This window comes from Halobellus ordinarius, from assembly GCF_031823395.1.
Taxonomy (GTDB): domain Archaea; phylum Halobacteriota; class Halobacteria; order Halobacteriales; family Haloferacaceae; genus Haloquadratum; species Haloquadratum ordinarius.
The window spans coordinates 13660-31737 of sequence record NZ_JAVQKJ010000001.1; the positions used below are offsets into that span (position 1 = coordinate 13660).

14 protein-coding genes are annotated in these 18078 nt (G+C 67.5%); 8 read left to right on the plus strand and 6 right to left on the minus strand.

Translation table 11 applies throughout. The features are described from left to right. Window positions 1–47 precede the first annotated feature (47 nt). From RJT48_RS00060 to RJT48_RS00075, 4 genes are all read right to left on the minus strand, one after another. The gene (locus tag RJT48_RS00060) at window positions 48–959 is read right to left on the minus strand and encodes an ABC transporter permease (RefSeq protein ID WP_311170179.1); all 912 of its coding nucleotides are present in this window, start codon (window positions 957–959) and stop codon (window positions 48–50) included. Between the two features lie 2 nt (window positions 960–961). Beyond that, window positions 962–1882, minus strand: a complete 921-nt coding sequence (locus RJT48_RS00065) for an ABC transporter ATP-binding protein (protein ID WP_311170180.1) — start codon at window positions 1880–1882, stop codon at window positions 962–964. After that, on the minus strand, window positions 1879–4623 hold the full coding sequence (locus tag RJT48_RS00070) for a S8 family serine peptidase (protein ID WP_311170181.1): 2745 nt from the start codon (window positions 4621–4623) through the stop codon (window positions 1879–1881). Before RJT48_RS00070 ends, RJT48_RS00065 begins: the two co-directional genes overlap by 4 nt. 159 nt (window positions 4624–4782) lie before the next feature. Then, window positions 4783–5523 (minus strand): endonuclease NucS domain-containing protein, encoded by a 741-nt coding sequence (locus RJT48_RS00075; RefSeq protein WP_311170182.1) that lies wholly within the window; start codon window positions 5521–5523, stop codon window positions 4783–4785. A 124-nt stretch (window positions 5524–5647) separates the two neighbouring features. On the opposite strand from RJT48_RS00075, the gene RJT48_RS00080 reads away from it, so the two are divergent. Beyond that, window positions 5648–6298 (plus strand): HAD family hydrolase, encoded by a 651-nt coding sequence (locus RJT48_RS00080; RefSeq protein ID WP_311170183.1) that lies wholly within the window; start codon window positions 5648–5650, stop codon window positions 6296–6298. Here the strand turns inward: RJT48_RS00080 and RJT48_RS00085 are convergent, their stop codons facing one another. Beyond that, window positions 6299–8638: a DEAD/DEAH box helicase gene (locus RJT48_RS00085; protein ID WP_311170184.1), complete on the minus strand. Its 2340-nt coding sequence runs from the start codon at window positions 8636–8638 to the stop codon at window positions 6299–6301. A 263-nt stretch (window positions 8639–8901) separates the two neighbouring features. On the opposite strand from RJT48_RS00085, the gene RJT48_RS00090 reads away from it, so the two are divergent. The 5 genes from RJT48_RS00090 (at window position 8902) to RJT48_RS00110 (ending at window position 13126) form a co-directional block, all read left to right on the plus strand. Next, window positions 8902–9492, plus strand: a complete 591-nt coding sequence (locus RJT48_RS00090) for a DUF7342 family protein (protein ID WP_311170185.1) — start codon at window positions 8902–8904, stop codon at window positions 9490–9492. A 3-nt stretch (window positions 9493–9495) separates the two neighbouring features. Then, window positions 9496–9978, plus strand: a complete 483-nt coding sequence (locus RJT48_RS00095) for a toxin-antitoxin system TumE family protein (RefSeq protein ID WP_311170186.1) — start codon at window positions 9496–9498, stop codon at window positions 9976–9978. A gap of 95 nt (window positions 9979–10073) precedes the next feature. After that, complete coding sequence (gene lipA / locus RJT48_RS00100; protein ID WP_311170187.1) at window positions 10074–11006, plus strand: lipoyl synthase; 933 nt, start codon at window positions 10074–10076, stop codon at window positions 11004–11006. 232 nt (window positions 11007–11238) lie between these two features. After that, window positions 11239–12153, plus strand: coding sequence for a mechanosensitive ion channel family protein (locus RJT48_RS00105; RefSeq protein WP_311170188.1), 915 nt, complete (start codon window positions 11239–11241; stop codon window positions 12151–12153). 97 nt (window positions 12154–12250) lie between these two features. Beyond that, a complete protein-coding gene (locus RJT48_RS00110) occupies window positions 12251–13126 on the plus strand; it encodes a hypothetical protein (RefSeq protein WP_311170189.1) in 876 nt (291 codons plus the stop codon). 108 nt (window positions 13127–13234) lie between these two features. Here the strand turns inward: RJT48_RS00110 and codB are convergent, their stop codons facing one another. Next, a complete protein-coding gene (gene codB, locus RJT48_RS00115; protein WP_311170190.1) occupies window positions 13235–14629 on the minus strand; it encodes a cytosine permease in 1395 nt (464 codons plus the stop codon). A 202-nt stretch (window positions 14630–14831) separates the two neighbouring features. On the opposite strand from codB, the gene RJT48_RS00120 reads away from it, so the two are divergent. Both RJT48_RS00120 and RJT48_RS00125 read left to right on the plus strand, forming a co-directional pair. Beyond that, window positions 14832–16469: a potassium channel family protein gene (locus RJT48_RS00120; protein WP_311170191.1), complete on the plus strand. Its 1638-nt coding sequence runs from the start codon at window positions 14832–14834 to the stop codon at window positions 16467–16469. Between the two features lie 253 nt (window positions 16470–16722). After that, window positions 16723–18006: a cytosine deaminase gene (locus tag RJT48_RS00125; protein ID WP_311170192.1), complete on the plus strand. Its 1284-nt coding sequence runs from the start codon at window positions 16723–16725 to the stop codon at window positions 18004–18006. Window positions 18007–18078 lie beyond the last annotated feature (72 nt).

Here is an 18078-nt window from a genome sequence, read left to right on the forward strand (position 1 = left end):
CGACATAGGGGCTGCGATGTCTCAGACGAGCCGACGCAAGGCCGGTATCAGACGTCGAGCCGCTGGAATTTCACCAGGGCGGCAGCGAGCAATCCGCCCGTCAGGAGCAGACAGAGGGCAAGCGAGACGGCGGGATCGACGTAGCCGACCAGTTCGAGCGACTCCTCGGGGATTCCCTGCCCGCCGGGGACCTCGTAGACGCCCGCCCAGAATCCGAGCTGTGCCTGTAGTTCGACCGGGATAGGGCCCCCGACGGCCCCGAGAAGCAGCGCGTAGACGTTGCCGAGGTGGTAGCTCACGTCGACGGCGTAGAGGTAGTAGTCCTCGTAGATGCTCCCGGGGACGAGGCGGGCGACGAACAGAACGAAAAACAGCACGGGGACGACGGCGGTCACGGCGGCAGTCTGGAGCCGGTTTCGCGTGGCGACGCTGGCCGCCATCCCCACGGCGTTGACGAGCGCACAGACGACGAGCAGATACAGGAGCGTCGCTGGGAGGACCGCGAACACGCCCTCGCCGAGCGCCGCGGCGCTGAACCCGCCCATCTGATAGAGGAAGACGGCCACGAGGAGCAGGCTGGCGACTCCGACGGCAAACAGGAAGGAGACGTTCGCGAAGAAGGTAGCGAGAAGTACCTCCCAGCGGCGGACGGGCTTGCTCAAGAGCAGATCGAGGGTGCCACGGTCGGCTTCCGTCGCGAGGGTGAGCGCGACGAACAGCGACCCGGCGGCGAGCAGCCCGATGCCGACGCCCCACAACCACGCCAGGGGAACGTAGGCCGCGAGTAGTTCCAGTTCCTGCTCGGCCAGCGGGAGGTCCGCGACGGCGTCGGGGATCTCGTTGTTCGTGAACCCCAGCAGCAGGAACCACAGTACGGCGGCGAAGACGACCAGATACGTGAGGATCGCCTTCGGCTCCGAGAGATCACCCAGCGTCTTCCGGTAGATCGCGAGGAACATCGTCACTCCTCACCCCCGTCGTCGAGGATGTCGAGGAACCGCTCCTCGAGGCCACCCTCCCGATCCACCGAGTAGAGTCCGAGGTTCGCGTCGCTGACGACCCGCGGGAGCGCGACGGCGAAGGCCTCGGGATCGTCGGTCGTGACCACGAGCCCCCCGTCGTCGTTGCGGTCGACACTGGAAACCGATTCCTGATCCGCAAGCAGGTCGGCCAGGCTGTCGTTGTCCGAGGCGTCGACGATGTACCGTTCGGCCGCCGTCGACGAGAGCACCTCGGCGAGCGGTCCCGAGGTCACCACCTCCCCCTCTTTGAGGAACGTGACGGTGTCGATGAACTGCTCCAGTTCGGTGAGCACGTGGCTGCTCACGAAGATTGTCGTCCCGTCGTCAGTCAGGGTTTCGAGCGCGTCGATGATCATCGCCCGCCCCTCGGGATCCAGCGCCGCCGTCGGCTCGTCGAGGATCAGTAACTCGGGGTCGCCGAGCATCGCCTGCCCGACCGCCAGCCGACGGAGCATCCCGCCGCTGTATCCCTCGACGGCCTGGTCGGCTGCCTCCGTGAGGTCCAGCCGCTCTAGGAGTTCGTCGGCCCGCTCCCGCGCCGACCCCTCGACCGCCGAGAGCTTGCCCATATAGGTGAGGTAGTCACGGCCGGTCATCGACTCGTAGAACACCGGATCCTGCGGCGCGTAGCCGATTTTTTTCGTCGCTGCACGCGTCCCCACGGGATCGCCGCCGATGTACGCCTCCCCGCGGGTGGGCGTGACCAGCCCCGTGAGCATCTGCATCGTCGTGGTCTTGCCCGCGCCGTTGTGCCCGACGAAGCCGTGAATGTCGCCGCGATCGACCGTCAGATCGACGTTCGTCACGGCAGTCACGTCCCCGTACTCCTTTGTCAGGCCGCTCGTCTCTATCATCGTCATCGTTTGTTCCCCAGTCGCCGCCGCCCGTAGGGGTAAAACAGGGCCCCGATGACCCCCGCCGTCGCGGCGTAGAGTAGGAGGTCGAGCCGTGAGTCCCCCGGTGGCGCCCCGCCGAGCTGTCGCTTCTCCCCGTTTTCGCCCGTGATCGTCGCTGTCCCTTCGGTGTCGATGTCGGTGCCGACGCCCTCGAAGGTGTTTCCCGTCACGGTCGCGTCCACGTCGAACAGCCGTTCGCCGACCTGCCCGCTGAGGAACACCCCCTGGTCGGCGTCCTGGACGGTGGTGTCCCGGACCAGCCCGTTGACGCTGACGTCCCGCAGCGCGACCCCGGTCTCGCTCGCGGCGATCCGACACCCCCTCACCACGAGGCTCTTCGTGAACTGCGCGGACACGCCGTTCGTGGCTCCGGAGAGCGTCAGATTCCGGAGGCGGACGCCGTCGCCGTCGAGGACGCTCACGGCGCCCGTCGCGCCCTCCGCGACCACCTCGATTCCCCGGAGTGTGGCGAAGTGACTGGCGATCCGGACGCCGAACGCCCGGTCACCGGACCCGCCGCGAGCGACGAGCGTCGGTTCGTGTCCCTCGGTGGCCGCGAGCGTGATCGGTTTCCCCACCACGAGCCCCGCCTCGTCCTCGCGTGTCGAGTCGAAGATCGGATTCCCGAACCGCGACTCCGGCAGCGGCGACTCGAAGGATTCGATCGGGAGTTCCCACCTGTCGCCGGCCAGCGCGACGGTCGTCTCCGGGGCGGCGACGTCGACGGCGGCTTGGAGGTCTTCGCCCTCGGCGGCCCGCAGCGGCCGTTCGTGGACGTGAATCGGATCGGGGTCGAGAGTGGTGTTCTGCTCGCCGTTCGCAAGCGAGACGCTCGCGGGAATGAGCCCTCGCGCCCCGTCGTCGATGTCGAGTTCGATCCGAAGTGTCGTCTCGCCGGTGATATCCGTCGGTTGGTCGATCTCTGCGGGATCGCCGTTTATCCGCACGGACACTGCCGAGGGATCGACGAGGTGGGACGACTCGCGTCCGTGAAGCGTGGCGAACTCGGCGTGTTCGACGTCGAATTCGAGAGAGACCGAGTCGCCGGGGGCCACGTGGGTCGGCGGCCGCTCCGCCCGCTGGATATCGGGGCGACGCTCGGACTGAAAGCCGATTTCGACGCCGCTACCGGGCGCGGCACGCCGCGTGACGGGCTCGTATCCCGCCGCCTCGGCGGTGATCGTCACCTCGCCCTCGGGGACCGACAGCGTGTATCGTCCCCCCTCGTCGGTCCGGGCGGTGTCGCCGGTCACCGCCGAAACGGTCGCGCCGACGACAGGGTTGCCCTCGGGATCTGTCACCGCCCCCGAAACCTCCCGCCCGCGGCCCCGAACCTCGGCGGCGGCCGCGGCCGCGTTGACGATCCCGTGGCCGAAGTCGCCGTTCGGATCCGGATGCTCGTGCGGGTCGCCCGGCTGCTCGGCGGTCTCCCGGAGGATCTGCTGGATCTCCCCGGGCGGGAGATCCCCCTCCAGCGAGCGCAGGAGCGCGACGACCCCCGAGACGTGCGGCGGCCCGTTGCTGTACCCGTCCTCCCGAGTGTGTCCGCCGTCGAACTCGTCGTTGTCGGGGACTGCCGCGAGGACGTCGACACCCGCGGTCACTACCTCCGGAACGGTGTACCGATCCGGCCAGTCGTCGGGAACGGTGCTGCTGCGCCAGTACCGCTCGGTCCGGATCTCGCCGCCGTTCCCGCCCCTGAACGGGTTCCGCTCGCTGTCGATCGCCCCGGCACTGAGCACGGAGTACAGCGCGCCCGGCGACAGGAACGAGTCCGGTCCGTATCCCGCCGAGACGACGACGGTTCCGGCCGCAGTCGCGTTTGCGACGGCCTCGATGGTCTCGTGTTTCAGCGGGCCGACGTCGAAGCTCATCGAGACCGCGTCGGCGCCGTTCTCGACGGCCCACTCAAGCGCCGCCAGCGCGGAGGTGAAGTAATCCTCCGAGGACTGCCGTGCAACGAGCAACTCGGCCTCGGGTGCGACCCCGATCTGCGTCCCGCTTGCGTTGCCGCCGGTCGCGAGACTGCTCATCCCGGTTCCGTGCCCGGCGGGGTCGTGGGGATCGCTGTCGACTTCTTTTCCCTCCGCGTCGAACTCCGCCCACGCCGCGAGGTCGATGTCGGGGTGAGAGGGATCGACGCCCGTGTCGATGATCGCGACCGTCGCTCCCTCGCCGTGGGTGTCGAACCGCTCCCAGACGTCCGGGACGTTCATCATCTCCAGCCCGTAGCTGACGTCCCCGTTCCCGCCGGTCTGTGCGGTCGAGGCGCCGGGTGCGTCGAGTTCCGGACGCTGCCGGTCCTCCCCGGAGTCCGTTCGGTGGACGCGATCGACGCCGTCGAGAGCGGCCAGGTCGGCGAACGACGCCACCTCGGTGTCGACGGCGACTAAAACCGCGTTGGCGACCCAGAACCGTCGTCGTATCTCGGTTCCAGGCGTCGCCTCCACGTAGTCGACGATTCGCTTCTGCGTTCGATCTGCGTGCCTTCTGAGTTCCGCCAGCGTTCGTTCGCGGGAGAGTGAGTCCCGGGCATCGTCGACGGGTCCCGGTTCGAGCCGAACGACGCCTTTTACCCGTCCCGAACGCCGTTTCAGTTCCGGATCGACCGTTGCCCCACTCGTCCCGGCATAGCCGACGGCTGCCGCCGTGCCCACCGCGGCAGACAGAAAGCCGCGCCTCCCGATAGAGGTCCACCTACCCATACCACGGCCTGTGCAGGTCGGTAACTAAATCTTTGCTCTCACGTGACATATTCGGCGGGGCGGCCGACGGGCTTCCTCATACTGAGTACTCTCGCCTCTGCCCGCCGAGCGCCGTCAACGGGGGTGGGGCTCGGCGGGAAAGGGTGAGAGTAACAAGTATCAGTCGGTGAACGCCTCGCAAGTCCCGTCCAGACAGCGCCGGCCGCGCGCGGTCTCGAAGACCGGCAGCCCGCAGTCGCAGGTGTCGACGACGACGCCCGCGGGGATGGAGAAGGCTGCCTCACAGTCCGGGTAGGCGTCACAGCCCGCGAGCAGCCGCCCGCCGCGGCGGATGATCCGGAGATCCGACCCGCAGTCCGGACAGGTCCACTCGCGGTCGAATCGGTCCCGGACGGCGTCATCGAGCGACTCACACGAGCGGTCGAGGCAGATCTCGAAGGCCGCGCCCGCCTCCGCGCGGATCTTCGGGAGGCCGCAGTCGGTGCAGGTTTCTTCCAGGACGGCTGCGCCGGCCGGCAGCGAGTAGCGGACGTCGGAGTCGATGCCGCGGACGTCGCCGCCCGCGCGGACCAGTGGCTCGCCCGTCTCTGGGTCCGAGCCGACAGGGACGCCGGCCTCGGTGACGGGATATTCGGCTCTGCCGGCGGTCTCGTGGGACACGACTCTGAGCACCTGTTCGTCGGCGCGGGCGACGAGGCCGAAGCCGCCCTCGTCGCTCTCGACGGTCAGCGAGTCGGGACGCGTCAGCCACGCCACGGGCTGGTAGCCGTCGGCGTCGTGGACGAGGACCGTGCGGTCGGGCTTGACCACGACCGCGACGCGACCCCGCTGGGTTCGCGCGCGGGCACCCTCGAACGTCGTCGTACAGTCGCCGGCGAAGACGCGGATCGTCTCGGACATACGGCCGTCGTGGTCCCGTCATCGGTCATAAACTGTCACCTCGCCGTCTCCGGCCACGGCTCGTCCGGGGTGGTCGCGGTCTGCTCGCCGCGAAGGTCTTTGCCGGCGAGTGTGAGAGGCAGGTATGAACGTACCCACCGGTGCTGTCCTGTTCGATATGGACGGCGTCTTGATCGACTCCGAGACCTACTGGGACCGCTTCGAAGACGAGTGGGTGTTCGCCGAGGCCGTCGCCGACGGCGCGCCCGAGCACGACGAGATCACGGGGACGCCCTACGACGAGATCTACGACTACCTGGACGCCGAGTACGGCACGACTGTGACGAAAGCAGCGTTCGCCGAGGCCTACGAGGAGCGCGCAGAATCACTGTACGGTGAGGAAGTGACGCTGACAGACGGCATCCGAGAACTGTTCGACGAACTGCGCGCGGCGGGGCGCTCCCTCGGGATCGTCTCCTCGGCACCCAAAGCGTGGATCGATATCGTCCGCGAGCGGTTCGGTCTCGACCCCCTCGACGTCGTCGCGAGCGCCAAAGACCTCGACGCCCCCGGGAAGCCGGATCCGGACGTCTACGAGCACGCTGCGGCCGAACTCGGCCTCGATCCCGGTGAGTGTGTCGTGATCGAGGACTCGGTCAACGGCGTCGAGGCCGCGGTCCGCGCCGGGGCCTTTACGATCGCCTACCGTGCGACGCACAACGCCGAGTCGGACCTCTCCCGCGCCGATGCGGTCGTCGGAAGTCCCGCGGAACTCCGCGAAATCCTGTTGGGCTGACTATTCTACCTCGACCGTTCGGGTCGCCTCGACGGGGTGCAGCGGCTCGTCGGGGAACGTCACCTCGACGACGAACGCCAGTTCGTCGGCGTCGGCGCCGAAGACGCCGACTGGCACGGTCACCACGTCCGAGAGGTACGCCTCCTTCGTCGTCATCTCGACGCCGTTGACGGTCACGCGGACGCCGACCGCCGCGCCGCCGCCGTCGTTGCGGACGGTGACCTCGCACATCTCGTTTTGACCCTGTGCGATGGCATCCGGAAAGTCGCCCCACGAGACCGAGATGGCGGGGAACGAGCGGGCGTTCTCGACGATCCGCTCGGCGACGCCCGCCGAGAGGCCCGCGCGCTGTAGTTCCTCGGCGCCGGCGTCGACGACCGCAGCGGGACTGTGGAGGCCGCCGGTCGCGAGCGTCCGGGCCCGGGTCGGGCCGATCCCGTCGACCGCGGTGAGGCCGACGGCGTCGCGGGGGACCCCGTGTTCGACGCGCGCTTCGACCCGGCGGGCGAGGTTGGCCGCCCGCGGCCCGGCGAACTCGGCGAGGAACTCCCGGAGCGCAGAGAGCAGGCGCAGCGCGTTCTGGCGAATTATCCACGCGTCCGAGCGGAGGTCCGCGGGGGTGCTGTTCTCCATCCCGGCGTGGAGGATCGCGAGCACCTTTCGGGGACCGTCTTCGAGGTCGGTCGCGACGTCCGAGAGCACCGCGTCGACGGCGTCGGCCTCGGACTGTCGCGCGGAGACCGAGTGAAACTCCGCGGCGCCCGCGACGGCCTCCAGGATGCCGGCGGCGGCGATCGTCTCGCGCGCACAGAGGTCGCGGAAGCGTTCCGCGGTTTCGAGCCGGAGATAGTACTTCGAGGCGAGGCGGCCGAGCGCGGTGCCGCGGACCGACAGATCCTCCCCCATCTCCACGAAGCCGCGCGCGACGAGCGATTCGAGCGTCTCGCGCACGCGCTCGCGGAGGTTCTCGAAGTCGTACTCGTCGGGCTTCGACTGTGCCCGCCGGTAGTAGAACGTCGTCTCCAGCCACGAGAGCACGTCGTCGAGGTCGCGGATCGTCCCCATTGCGATCTCGGCGTTGAGATGGGCGTCTAGGTCCTCGGCCAGCCGCGACTCGATCTCCTTGCCCTCCCGGAGGAGCCGGCGGTACTTGTCGGCGTCCGCGCGGTCGCAGACGACCCAGCCGTAGCCGACGTCGTCGTAGCCGGGCCGGCCCGCGCGGCCGAGCATCTGGAGGATGTCGAGCGGCGACATATCGACCTCGCCCTCCAGGGGATCGTGGTACTTCGTGTCGCGGATGACGACACAGCGCGCCGGGAGGTTCACGCCCCACGCCAGCGTCGACGTCGAGAAGAGAAGCTGGATCTTGCCGGCCTTGAACCACTCCTCGATCCGATCGCGGTCGGCCTTCGAGAGGCCGGCGTGGTGGAAGGCAACGCCGTCGGGGGCGCCCTTCGCCAGGTCGTCGTCCTCGAGGTCCTTCGCTTCCGAGTGGAAGTCGAAGTCGCCGCGGGCGCCCATCGGGATGTCGCGCTCGGCGATCACGTCTCGGGCCTTCCCCGCGGCGCGCACCGCGTCCTGTCGCGAGGAGACGAACACGAGCGCCTGGCCGTCCTCGCGGATGTGCTCCTCGGCGAGATCCAACGCACGATACAGCCGCCGGTACTTGTCGGCGAAGGAGTTGTCGCCGTGGGTGTACGTCTTCACGCCCGCGTGCAGCTTGACCGGCCGGTACTCCTCGCCGAACTCGAAGGTCGTCTCCGGGGGCGCGTCCAGCCACGCCGCGACGTCCTCGATGTTCGGCATCGTCGCCGAGAGCGCGACGATCCGCGGGTCGCAGATGCGGCGGAGTCGCGAGACGGTCACTTCCAGGACGCCGCCGCGGGTGTCCGAGTCCAGCAGGTGGACCTCGTCGATGACACAGCAGTCGACGTCGGCGACGAAGGAGTAGCGCGCGGAGTCGTGTTTCCGCGTCGCCGAGTCGGTCTTCTCCGGCGTCATCACCAGGATGTCGGCGCGCTCGGCCCGGCGCGGGTTCAGGTCGCGCTCGCCGGTCACGACGTACACGGAATAGCCCAGGTCCTCGAAGCGCTCCCACTCGGCCTCCTTCTCGTTCGTGAGCGCGCGCATCGGCGCGATGAAGAGCGCGGTGCCGCCGTCAGCCAGCGTCCGGCAGATGGCGAGTTCCGCGAGCGCGGTCTTGCCGCTGGCGGTCGGTGCGGCCGCGACCACGTTGTCGTCGCCGTCGAGGATCGCCGGTGCGGCCTCCCGTTGCATCCGGTTGAACTCCTCGAAACCGAACGCGTCGGCGAACTCGGGGACGACCTCAGCGACTTTCACGCGTTGCACCCCCGAACGGGTTGCGAGAGGGAAGCACCCGTCGGAACGGCGCTGCTCGGAGCCGTACTGATCGGAACCGAACCGGAGAGACGAGAGCGGGAAGCGAAGCGAGTCATACGCGAACCCGGGGGCTCCGGCGGCAAAGTCGTTTCTCCATCGGCGCCGCGGCGAGGAGAGCCGTGTCCATATTCGTTCCCGGTTCCGAAGAGAGGAGTATACTAGTGTTCCAAAGTACTATGTTCCTCTAAATCTACTGAATTTGGATGGCCAACGGAAGCCCACCGGGTGAGTTCGAAGACGTCAACGAGGCGGTCGAAGACGACTGGGAGTCCGAAACCACGCCCTACGAACGCATCCGCTCCGTCATCGCGCACACGTACAGCCCTGTTTCGGCCGCCGCAGTCGCCGAGGATGCACGGACCGCTCCGAAAACGGCTCGAAAGCATCTGAACACGCTCGCTGCGGAGGGTTTCCTCGAGACGGCAACCGGCGACCACGGCGGGACGCTGTACCGCCGCTCGTCCGAGTCGTTGGTCGTCGAGCAGGCCGCAGACATCCTCGAACACGTCTCGACCGACGAACTCGTCACACGGATTCGGGAGATGCGTGAGCGCCTCGACGAGTACCGGTCCGAGTTCGGTGTCGACTCCCCCGAAGCGTTGACCGTCGACCGGACGAATCAGACGCTCTCTGAGTCCGGTTCCCCGGAGGAAGCGATCGACGCGGCCACGGTTCGTGAGTGGAAGACGCTCCGGCGGAACCTCGCGTTTGCGAATGCCGCTCTTTCGATCGGGAACGCCGAACAGTTCGTCGACGGCGACCGTCGCTCGACAGACGATAGCGCCCCGGCCTGAGAGATGCAGGAGCGAGCTGACCGATCCGAAACGCATACTCTTCGCGGGGCAACCGACCGGCCGGCACTGCTCACGATTCGGGACGTAGTCGAGGGGATGGAGCCGCTTGCGACGGCCGAACTCGACGACTATCTCGATCCGTCGGTCCTCGAAGTCACGCTCGACGACGGCCTGTGTGAAGCCACCGAGGGCCGCCTCGACGTCCAGTGGACGACACGGGACGACTACAAATTTCACTACACGGACACGGAGGAGGTGAATTTCCGCTGGAGAAAGCATCCTCACGGCGGAGACTACGTCAACGTCTCCGGACTCGAACACTATCATCCGCCGCCCGACGCGAGTGCGGATCCGGGCGAGGTCGAAGCGTCCTGTATCACACAGGCACCAGAGGCGTTGGTCACTCGCGCCGTACTCAAACTCTGGCGGGTCGCCTATCACAGGGACTCGTATGCGCCGCTGAACGCCGGAAGCAACCCGCCGTAGGACCGACTGTTCGCCTATCTGAGAAGAGCCGAGACCGCACACCGCGACCGACACCCGACCCCCAGGCTTTTGCTCGGTCGGCCGAAGGCTGTAGTATGAGCGGCAGGCAGAAACCCGACTGGCTGAAGATGCGCCCGCCGTCGGGGCGTCAGTTCACCGATATCAAGGAGACGCTCCGCGATCGGGACCTGCATACGGTCTGTGAGGAGGCGAACTGCCCGAATATGGGCGAGTGCTGGAGTGGCCGCGACGGCCCAGGGACGGCGACCTTTATGCTGATGGGTGATCGCTGCTCGCGGGGCTGTAACTTCTGCGACGTCGAGACGGGCGGGATGGAGGCGCTCGACCCCGACGAACCCGCAGACGTCGCCGACGCCGTCGCCGAGATCGGTCTCGACTACGTCGTGCTCACCTCCGTCGACCGCGACGACCTGCCCGATCAGGGCGCGGGGCACTTCGCGCGGACGATCCGAGAGATCAAAGACCGCGATCCCGGGATCCTCGTGGAGGTACTCATCCCCGACTTCCAGGGAGAACCGGACCTCGTCCGCGAGATCATCGACGCCGGCCCCGACGTGATCGCCCACAACGTCGAGACCGTCGAACGCCTCCAGTGGCCGGTCCGGGACCGCCGCGCCGGCTACGAGCAGTCGCTCTCGGTGCTCGAACAGGTTTCCGAGGAGTCGGACATCTACACGAAGACGAGCCTGATGCTCGGACTCGGCGAGTACGACCACGAGATCTACCGGACGCTGTCGGACCTCCGGGAGGCCGACGTCGACGTGGTCACGCTGGGACAGTACCTCCAGCCCTCTCGCTCGCATCTGGACGTCTTCGAGTACGTCCATCCCGACGCCTTCGAGACGTGGCGACGCATCGCCGAGGAGGAACTCGGATTCCTCTACTGTGCCTCGGGACCGATGGTGCGGTCCTCCTACAAGGCCGGCGAGCTATTCGTCGACGCCGTCCTCCGCGACGGGAAGAGCGTCGCCGCCGCGCGCCGGGAAGCCCGCGCGGCCGGCGGATGAGGCGCCGGGGGCTGTCTCCGGAAGCCCGCGCGGCCGGCGGATGAGGCGCCGGGGGCTGTCTCCGGAAGCCCCACCGTGAGCCAGAGTGTCTGCGAGCAGATAGGCGGACACTGAGCGCCCCCCAGTCAAGACCGTGCGATGGTATCAACACCCGGCCGGGTGATGAACGGGATATGCTGGATCCAGGTAACTGTGGTACGGAAACGGTAGCGCAGCCAAGGCGGTGGGCAGAATGACCGTCGCGGGACTCCAGGCGGCGACGGGGATCGGCGGCTATCTCGGTGAGGTGCTATCTGACATCGGGCTCCCGCCGCAGTTAGCCGACGCGGCCGCCGCGGCAGTGGTGTTCGCGGTGGTATTTCTCGGGATCTACGCCGTCAGCAAGATCGTAGTCGTCCCGCTCGTCACCCGCCTCCTCGATCGGCGCGGCCTCGACGAACACGTCCGGAAGCCGGTGGTGCTCGTGATCTACGGCGCGCTGCTCTTCGCCGCGGTCGCGGTCGCCTTCGCCGTCGCCGGCTTCGGAAACATCCTGATCGCGCTCTCGACGGTGACGGCCGCCGCCACCCTCGCGGTCGGCTTTGCGATGCAGGACGTGATCAAAAACTTCGTCGCGGGCGTGTTCATCTACACGGACGAGCCGTTCCGGACGGGCGATTGGATCGAGTGGGAGGGAAACTCCGGGTACGTCGAGGACATCAGCCTCCGGGTGAGTCGCGTCCGGACCTTCGACAACGAACACCTCACGGTGCCGAACTCTCAACTCACCGACGGCGTCATCAAGAACTACGACCGGAACGGGACACTCCGGCTGAAGTTCACCTTCCGGATCGGCTTCGAGGACGACGTCGACAGAGCGACGGACATCATCGTCGAAGAGGCGAAAAAGCGGGAGGGCATCCTCGAGGACCCCGAGCCGTCCGTCCGGCTGATCGAGATCAACGAGGCGTCGTTCGGCCTGCAGAGCCGCATCTGGATCAGCGATCCCGGCGGCTCGGACTTCCTGGGGATCCGCGGCCAGTTCGTGCAGGCGGTTACGGATCGGTTCGAGGAGGAGGGGATCACTATCCCCTATCCGCACCGGACGATCGACGGCTCGCTGGAAGGAGCCGGGTCGGCGCCGGCCGGGGCGGTATCGGATGACTGATAGTGGCCGTGTGATCGCCTGCCGCTGATTGCGCTGTGAGTCCCGTCAGGGCAGCAATTCCCACACGGCTTTGGTCCCGCGCACCCGAGTCGTCGGTATGCCCGGAATGGACGAGGCGACGGCCGAGTTGATCCTGTCGGTTCGGGAGGACTCCCGTCGACGGGCGGTGCTCTCGAAGCTCGCAGAGGGACCGAAGACCGTCACGGAGGGGTCCGACGCCGAAACGATCCTCTCGACGTTCGTCGACGACGGCATCGCCGAGCGCGATGGGTCGACGTACAGCCTCACCGACTTCGGCGAGCGCGTCCACGAGTACGCGACGCAGGACTGGAACCCCTCCAACGAGGGCACCAAACGCGCGGCTACGTTCGAGACCCTCTCGGATTGCGAGTGGCACTGCTCGGCGTGTGAACTCCCCAGTTCCCAGCCGGCGAAAGACATCCAGATGCTCCGGAAGGAGGGCTTCGAGTTCGTCCAGAACACCGGCCAGGGACAGGGCGACTACCTGCACTGCGAGAACTGTGAGGCCACCACGTTCCACCGGAAACTCAAGTACCCGTTTCCGACCCAGAAGCCGATCACGCGCCAGGAGATGCCCAATTCGTTCAAGCGGCGCGTCCGCGACCTCTACGACCACCGCGACGCCTTCGACGGCTCCTCGCCGAGCACGACGCTCGAAGTCGACCACCGCGTGCCGGAGGTCCGCTGGGAGGACTCGGAGAGCTTCGACTACGAGTCGATGAGCGACGAGGAGGTCCGCGAACACTTCCAGATCCTCACGCGGACCCACAATCTCCTGAAGAGCCGGAAGTGCGAATCCTGCGTCGAGAACGGCACGCGGCCGCCGTTTATGCAGATCGGCTACTACTACGAGGGTGGCGAGGAGTACGAGGAGGAGGTCGGCTGTGTCGGCTGCGGCTGGTACAATCCCCAGGAGTGGCGGGCGTCCTTACAGGAAGAACTCGACGGGTGATTTGCAGAACTCGACGAGCGATCAACAGAACTCGACGGGCGATCCGCGGAAATCAGCGATCGGTCGGTGCGGAAGACCTATTCCGTGCTGTTAACCGCTCGACGCCGATCACAGCCGTTCGGCGTCGGGATCGACCTCGTGGCCGGGAAGAACGCCGGTCGATTCGAGCAGGTAGTACGCCGCGACGTGGGCGAGGAAGCCGGCGACGAGGCCGTTCAGCGCCGCGCCGGCGACGCCCGGGATCAGCTGGGGCGCCGCCACGCCCGGAACGACCTGCCCGGCCGTCAGCACTGCGACGACCGCGCCGACGGCATAGGCGACGACACCAGTCCAGCGGACACCCGTAAAGCGAACGTCGTCCATCTTCGGGACGCGCATCTGCCAGCACAGCAGGAAGTCCGCGATGAGCACCCCGCCGAGCGGCGGGATGTACTGACCGAGCGTCGACAGCCACGGGATCAACAGGCTGTCGGCGCCGACCAACGCGAGGACGATCCCGATCGACCCGCCGGCCAGGATGAACGGCCGCTTGCGGTCGAACTCGAAGGCCTCGCTGCCAGCGACGCCGAAGGCGTAGGCCGCGTTGTCGTTGGTCGTCCAGATGTTGAGGATCAGCGCGATGAGGCCGATCGCGGCGAGACCCTGGGCCGCGAGCACCTCATAGAGGTCGCCTGCAGGCGTGACACTGTAGACCGAACCGCCGACAGCGCCCGACAGGAAGAGGAAACCGTTCCCGACGAGGAAAGCGATCAGGCCCGCCCAGAACCCGACCCGGGTGCTGCTGGCGAACCGCGCCCAGTTCGGCGCCTGGGTCCCGCCGCTGATGAAGGTGCCCACGACGACAGTTACGGCGGCGGCAAAGCCCATCCCGCCGCCGGCAGCGCCACTGAACAGACCGCCGATACCGCCGACGTCGCCGACCGCGATGAAGATCGAAAGCAGGCCGACGATCACCAGGATCGGCACCGCGACGAACGAGAGCGTCTCCATCCCCTCGTAGCCGAAGTACGCCGTCGCGAGGTGCAAGATTCCCCAGAGCAGAATGAGCGCGGCCGTGAACGTCGGCGTATCGAGGCCGAAAAAGGTCGCCGTCGGAATCGCGACCATCGGGATCGTGACCCCGAACCAGCCGACCTGCGTGCCCCCGAGCATCAGATCGGCGAACTTCGCGCCCCAGCGGCCGAAACTGTACCGCGCGAGCAGCACCGTCGTCAAGCCGGCCTTCGCGGCGATGCCACACAGCGTCGCGACGTAGACGCCCAGGATAGCGTACCCGACCGCCATCGCCGTGAGCATCGACCCGAAGCCCATCGCGGCGCCGACCTCCGCGCCGGCCCACAGCGTCCCGGCGAAGAACACGAAGCCGAGCAGGACCGCCGAGATGCTCGCGAGTCCCTTCCGTTCGTCTCCCGGGACGTGATCCAGCGGATAGTCGGGGTCGGGGAGGTCCTCGTTGCCGAACACGAACCGTCGCCACGCGGGCGTGTCGTCTTCCGTTGCCATCGGTCTCGGCTCATCGCGCGCTTTGATAAAATTGGGGATTGTGTCCACATTTGTCCGCAGGTGGTCGAAGCGTTCGGACGAACGCCGAGAGAATTGTCGCAACGCCGGAATACCGACCGAGAGACGGTCGTTTGTACAGAACTGCGGGATTCGGCGGACCGTGCCACGGAGGTATAAACAAGGATCGCGTGTACAGCCCGGTATGCTACTGCGCTCCCGCCGAACCGTCTACTACCTCGCGTTGGTCGTCGCGACCACGCTGCTCTTCGCCGGCGTCTACAATTTCGGGATGGCCACCTGGGAGAACCGCCCGCAGCCGCTGTATCGCTCGCTGGAGGTCGTCATTCAGAGCTTTACAACGACCGGCTACGGGGAGGACGCCCCCTGGCAGACGATCCAGATGAACGCGCTCGTCATCTCGATGCAACTGGCCGGCATCGGGCTCATTCTGACTGCTGTCGACGTGTTCGCGGTTCCCTGGCTCCGGGACGCCCTCACGCCCGAAGCACCGGCGACGATCACCGAGGTGGAAGACCACATCATCATCTGTGAACACACCCCACGGACCGACGCCTTCATCGCGGAACTCGACGCTCGAGGTCGGGAGTACGTCCTCGTCGAATCCGACGCCGAGACCGCTCGCGACCTCCACGAGTCGGGCTATCGGGTGATCCACGGCGATCCCGAGTCGGTCGAGACGCTGGAGGGCGCCGGGATCGACGCCGCGCTCGGCGTCGTCGTCGACGCCCCCGACGACACGAGCGCGAGTGTCGCTCTCTCCGTTCGCGATGCGCGCGCCGACGTGCGTGTGATCACTCTCGTCGAAGACGCCACCCTCGCGCAGTATCATCGGGCTGCGGGCGTCGACGACGTCCTCTCCCCCCGGCAGCTACTGGGCCGGAGTCTCGCCGATCAGGTGCCGACCGCGGTGACCGCAGAGATCGCAGACGGGGTCGTGCTCGGCGACGACTTCGAGCTCGTCGAGCTGACGGTCGCAGCCGACAGCGATCTCTCCGCGGAGACGTTCGAGACCGCCGCGTTACGGGAGCGGTTCGGCGTAAACGTCATCGGCGCGTGGTTCAGCGGCGAGTTCCGAACCCCCGTCGATCCGACCGACGAACTGACGCCCGGGACGCGGCTCCTCGTCTCCGGTGAGTCAGGGCAGGTCGAGTCGTTGCGGTCGGCGACAGCCGCAACTGTCCGTGAATTCTCGTCGCGTCGGACAATCATCGCGGGCTACGGCGACTCCGGCGAGGCCGCCGCCGAGGCACTCGCCGGGTCCGGTTCCCGGGTGACCGTCCTCGACGTCGAGGAGAAGGGACCCGTCGACGTCGTCGGGGACGCCCGGGACCCGGATGTCTTAGAGGAGGCGGGGATTATCGACGCCGACGCGCTGGTCGTCACCGTCGCGGACGATACGACGGCGGTTCTGACGACACTCATCGCTCGCGAACTGAACCCGGAGGTCCGGATCGTCGTCCGGGCGGACGAGGAGGCCGACGTCGAGAAGCTCTACCGGGCGGGCGCGGACTACGTGCAGTCGCTCGCGACGGTCAGCGGGCGGATGCTCGCTTCGACCGTCTTCGCCGACGAGGAAGTGCTGACGTACGGGACGCACGTCAACGTCGTTCGCCTCCCGGCCGGAGGCCTGACGGGGAGCACGCTTGCCGACGAGGAGGTTCGGACTGCGACCGGTTGTACGGTCGTCGCTGTCGTCAGAGACGGAGAGACGCTCACCGAGTTCGATCCGACCGCGTTCGTCTTCGAGGACGACGACGAGGTCGTCGTCGCCGGGACCGACGAGTCGATCGCACAGTTCGAACAGGAATTCGGCTCTTGAGTGCCGATACGTCGGTTCGGATGCGGGTCGGGTGTGGTTCGGATGCGGGTCGGGTGTGGTTCGGATGCGGGTCGGATGCGGATCAGGTGGGGTTCGGATGCGGGTCGGGTGGGGTCCGGATGCGGATCAGGTGGGGTTCAGATGCAAATCGGGCGCGAATCGATGCGGATCGGGGGCGCTTCCGACACAGGTCGAGCGCGAAGGAGGCGCCCGGACCAAACACTCAAGCGTCGGTGCGGCGTCGCATTCCGGTATGTCCGAGTACATCGTGACCGACGCCAGGACGCGCGACGGCGACGCCGTCGACGTCGAAATCCGCGACGGGACGATCGAGCGGCTCGTCACCGCCGGCGAGGGAGATCCGGGACAGTTCCCCGGCGACCGCCGGTACGACGCCGACGGCCGGCTCGTGACGGCGCCGCTGATCGAACCGCACGTCCACCTCGACGCGACCGGGACGGCGGGCGACCCCTCCTGGAACGAAAGTGGGACGCTCGCGGAGGGGATCGACATCTGGGCGGCGTACAAGGAGGATATCACCGTCGAGGACATCGTCGAGCGCGCGACGCGGACCGTCGAGTGGTACGCGGCCAACGGGGTGACCCGGATCCGCACCCACGCCGACACGACCGAACCGTCGCTGACGACAGTCGAGGCACTCCTCGAACTACAATCGCAAGTCTCGGATCTCGTCGACCTGCAGGTCGTCGGCTTCCCGCAGGACGGCCTCCTCACCGACGAGTCCCACGAGGACCTCCTCCGGGAGGCCGTGGAGATGGGCGTCGACCTCGTCGGCGCGATCCCGCACAACGAGTACACCCGCGACGACGGCGTCGAGAGCGTGAAAATCGCCTGCGACATCGCCGAGCGACACGACCGGCCGCTTGATCTCCATATCGACGAGACGGACGATCCGAACTCGCGGTTTACGGAAGTGCTCGCCAGCGAGGCGCTGAAGCGCGGGATCGGCGACCGCGTCAACGCCAGCCACACGACCGCGATGCACTCGTACAACAACGCCTACGCCGACAAACTGATCTCGCTGATTGCCGACAGCGGCATCACGGTCGTGACCAACCCACCGGACAACTCCGTCCTCCAGGGCTCCTACGACGACTACCCGCGCCGACGGGGACACACCCGCATCGACGAACTCCGCGAGGCGGGCGTGACTGTCGGCCTCGGACACGACTCGGTGCTCGATCCCTGGTACCACTACGGCGCCGCCGACCCGCTGGATGCGGCGTTTATTCTCGCGCACTACGCCCATATGGCCGGCCACGGCGACGTCGCCGTCCTCTGGGAGATGCTGACCGACGCCAACGCGACGGTCTTCGGTGCGGAGTCGTACGGACTGCAAGCGGGCAACGAGGGGTCGCTCGTGGTGTACGACGCCCCCGATCCGTTCAACGCGCTTCGGAGGCAGGCGCCGCGGACGCTCGTGCTCCGCGACGGGGAGCCGATCGCCCGGACGGAGCCGCGGACGACCGACGTGCTGCGCGCGGAGGGAACGAAGCCGGTCGACTTTCAGCGGTAGCCGGGCGCGAGGGCCGCGAGAGCCGCAGCGCACGTCGCCCTCAGTCGAAACACGCTCCCAGCAGAGTCCGCG

Coding starts and splice junctions, on each gene's coding strand:
- RJT48_RS00060 (WP_311170179.1), bottom strand. CDS start 959: ATGTTCCTCGCGATCTACCGGAAGACGCTGGGTGATCTCTCGGAGCCG.
- RJT48_RS00080 (WP_311170183.1), top strand. CDS start 5,648: ATGAACGTACCCACCGGTGCTGTCCTGTTCGATATGGACGGCGTCTTG.
- RJT48_RS00110 (WP_311170189.1), top strand. CDS start 12,251: ATGCCCGGAATGGACGAGGCGACGGCCGAGTTGATCCTGTCGGTTCGG.
- RJT48_RS00070 (WP_311170181.1), bottom strand. CDS start 4,623: ATGGGTAGGTGGACCTCTATCGGGAGGCGCGGCTTTCTGTCTGCCGCG.
- RJT48_RS00125 (WP_311170192.1), top strand. CDS start 16,723: ATGTCCGAGTACATCGTGACCGACGCCAGGACGCGCGACGGCGACGCC.
- RJT48_RS00120 (WP_311170191.1), top strand. CDS start 14,832: ATGCTACTGCGCTCCCGCCGAACCGTCTACTACCTCGCGTTGGTCGTC.
- lipA (WP_311170187.1), top strand. CDS start 10,074: ATGAGCGGCAGGCAGAAACCCGACTGGCTGAAGATGCGCCCGCCGTCG.
- RJT48_RS00075 (WP_311170182.1), bottom strand. CDS start 5,523: ATGTCCGAGACGATCCGCGTCTTCGCCGGCGACTGTACGACGACGTTC.
- codB (WP_311170190.1), bottom strand. CDS start 14,629: ATGGCAACGGAAGACGACACGCCCGCGTGGCGACGGTTCGTGTTCGGC.
- RJT48_RS00065 (WP_311170180.1), bottom strand. CDS start 1,882: ATGACGATGATAGAGACGAGCGGCCTGACAAAGGAGTACGGGGACGTG.
- RJT48_RS00105 (WP_311170188.1), top strand. CDS start 11,239: ATGACCGTCGCGGGACTCCAGGCGGCGACGGGGATCGGCGGCTATCTC.
- RJT48_RS00090 (WP_311170185.1), top strand. CDS start 8,902: ATGGCCAACGGAAGCCCACCGGGTGAGTTCGAAGACGTCAACGAGGCG.
- RJT48_RS00095 (WP_311170186.1), top strand. CDS start 9,496: ATGCAGGAGCGAGCTGACCGATCCGAAACGCATACTCTTCGCGGGGCA.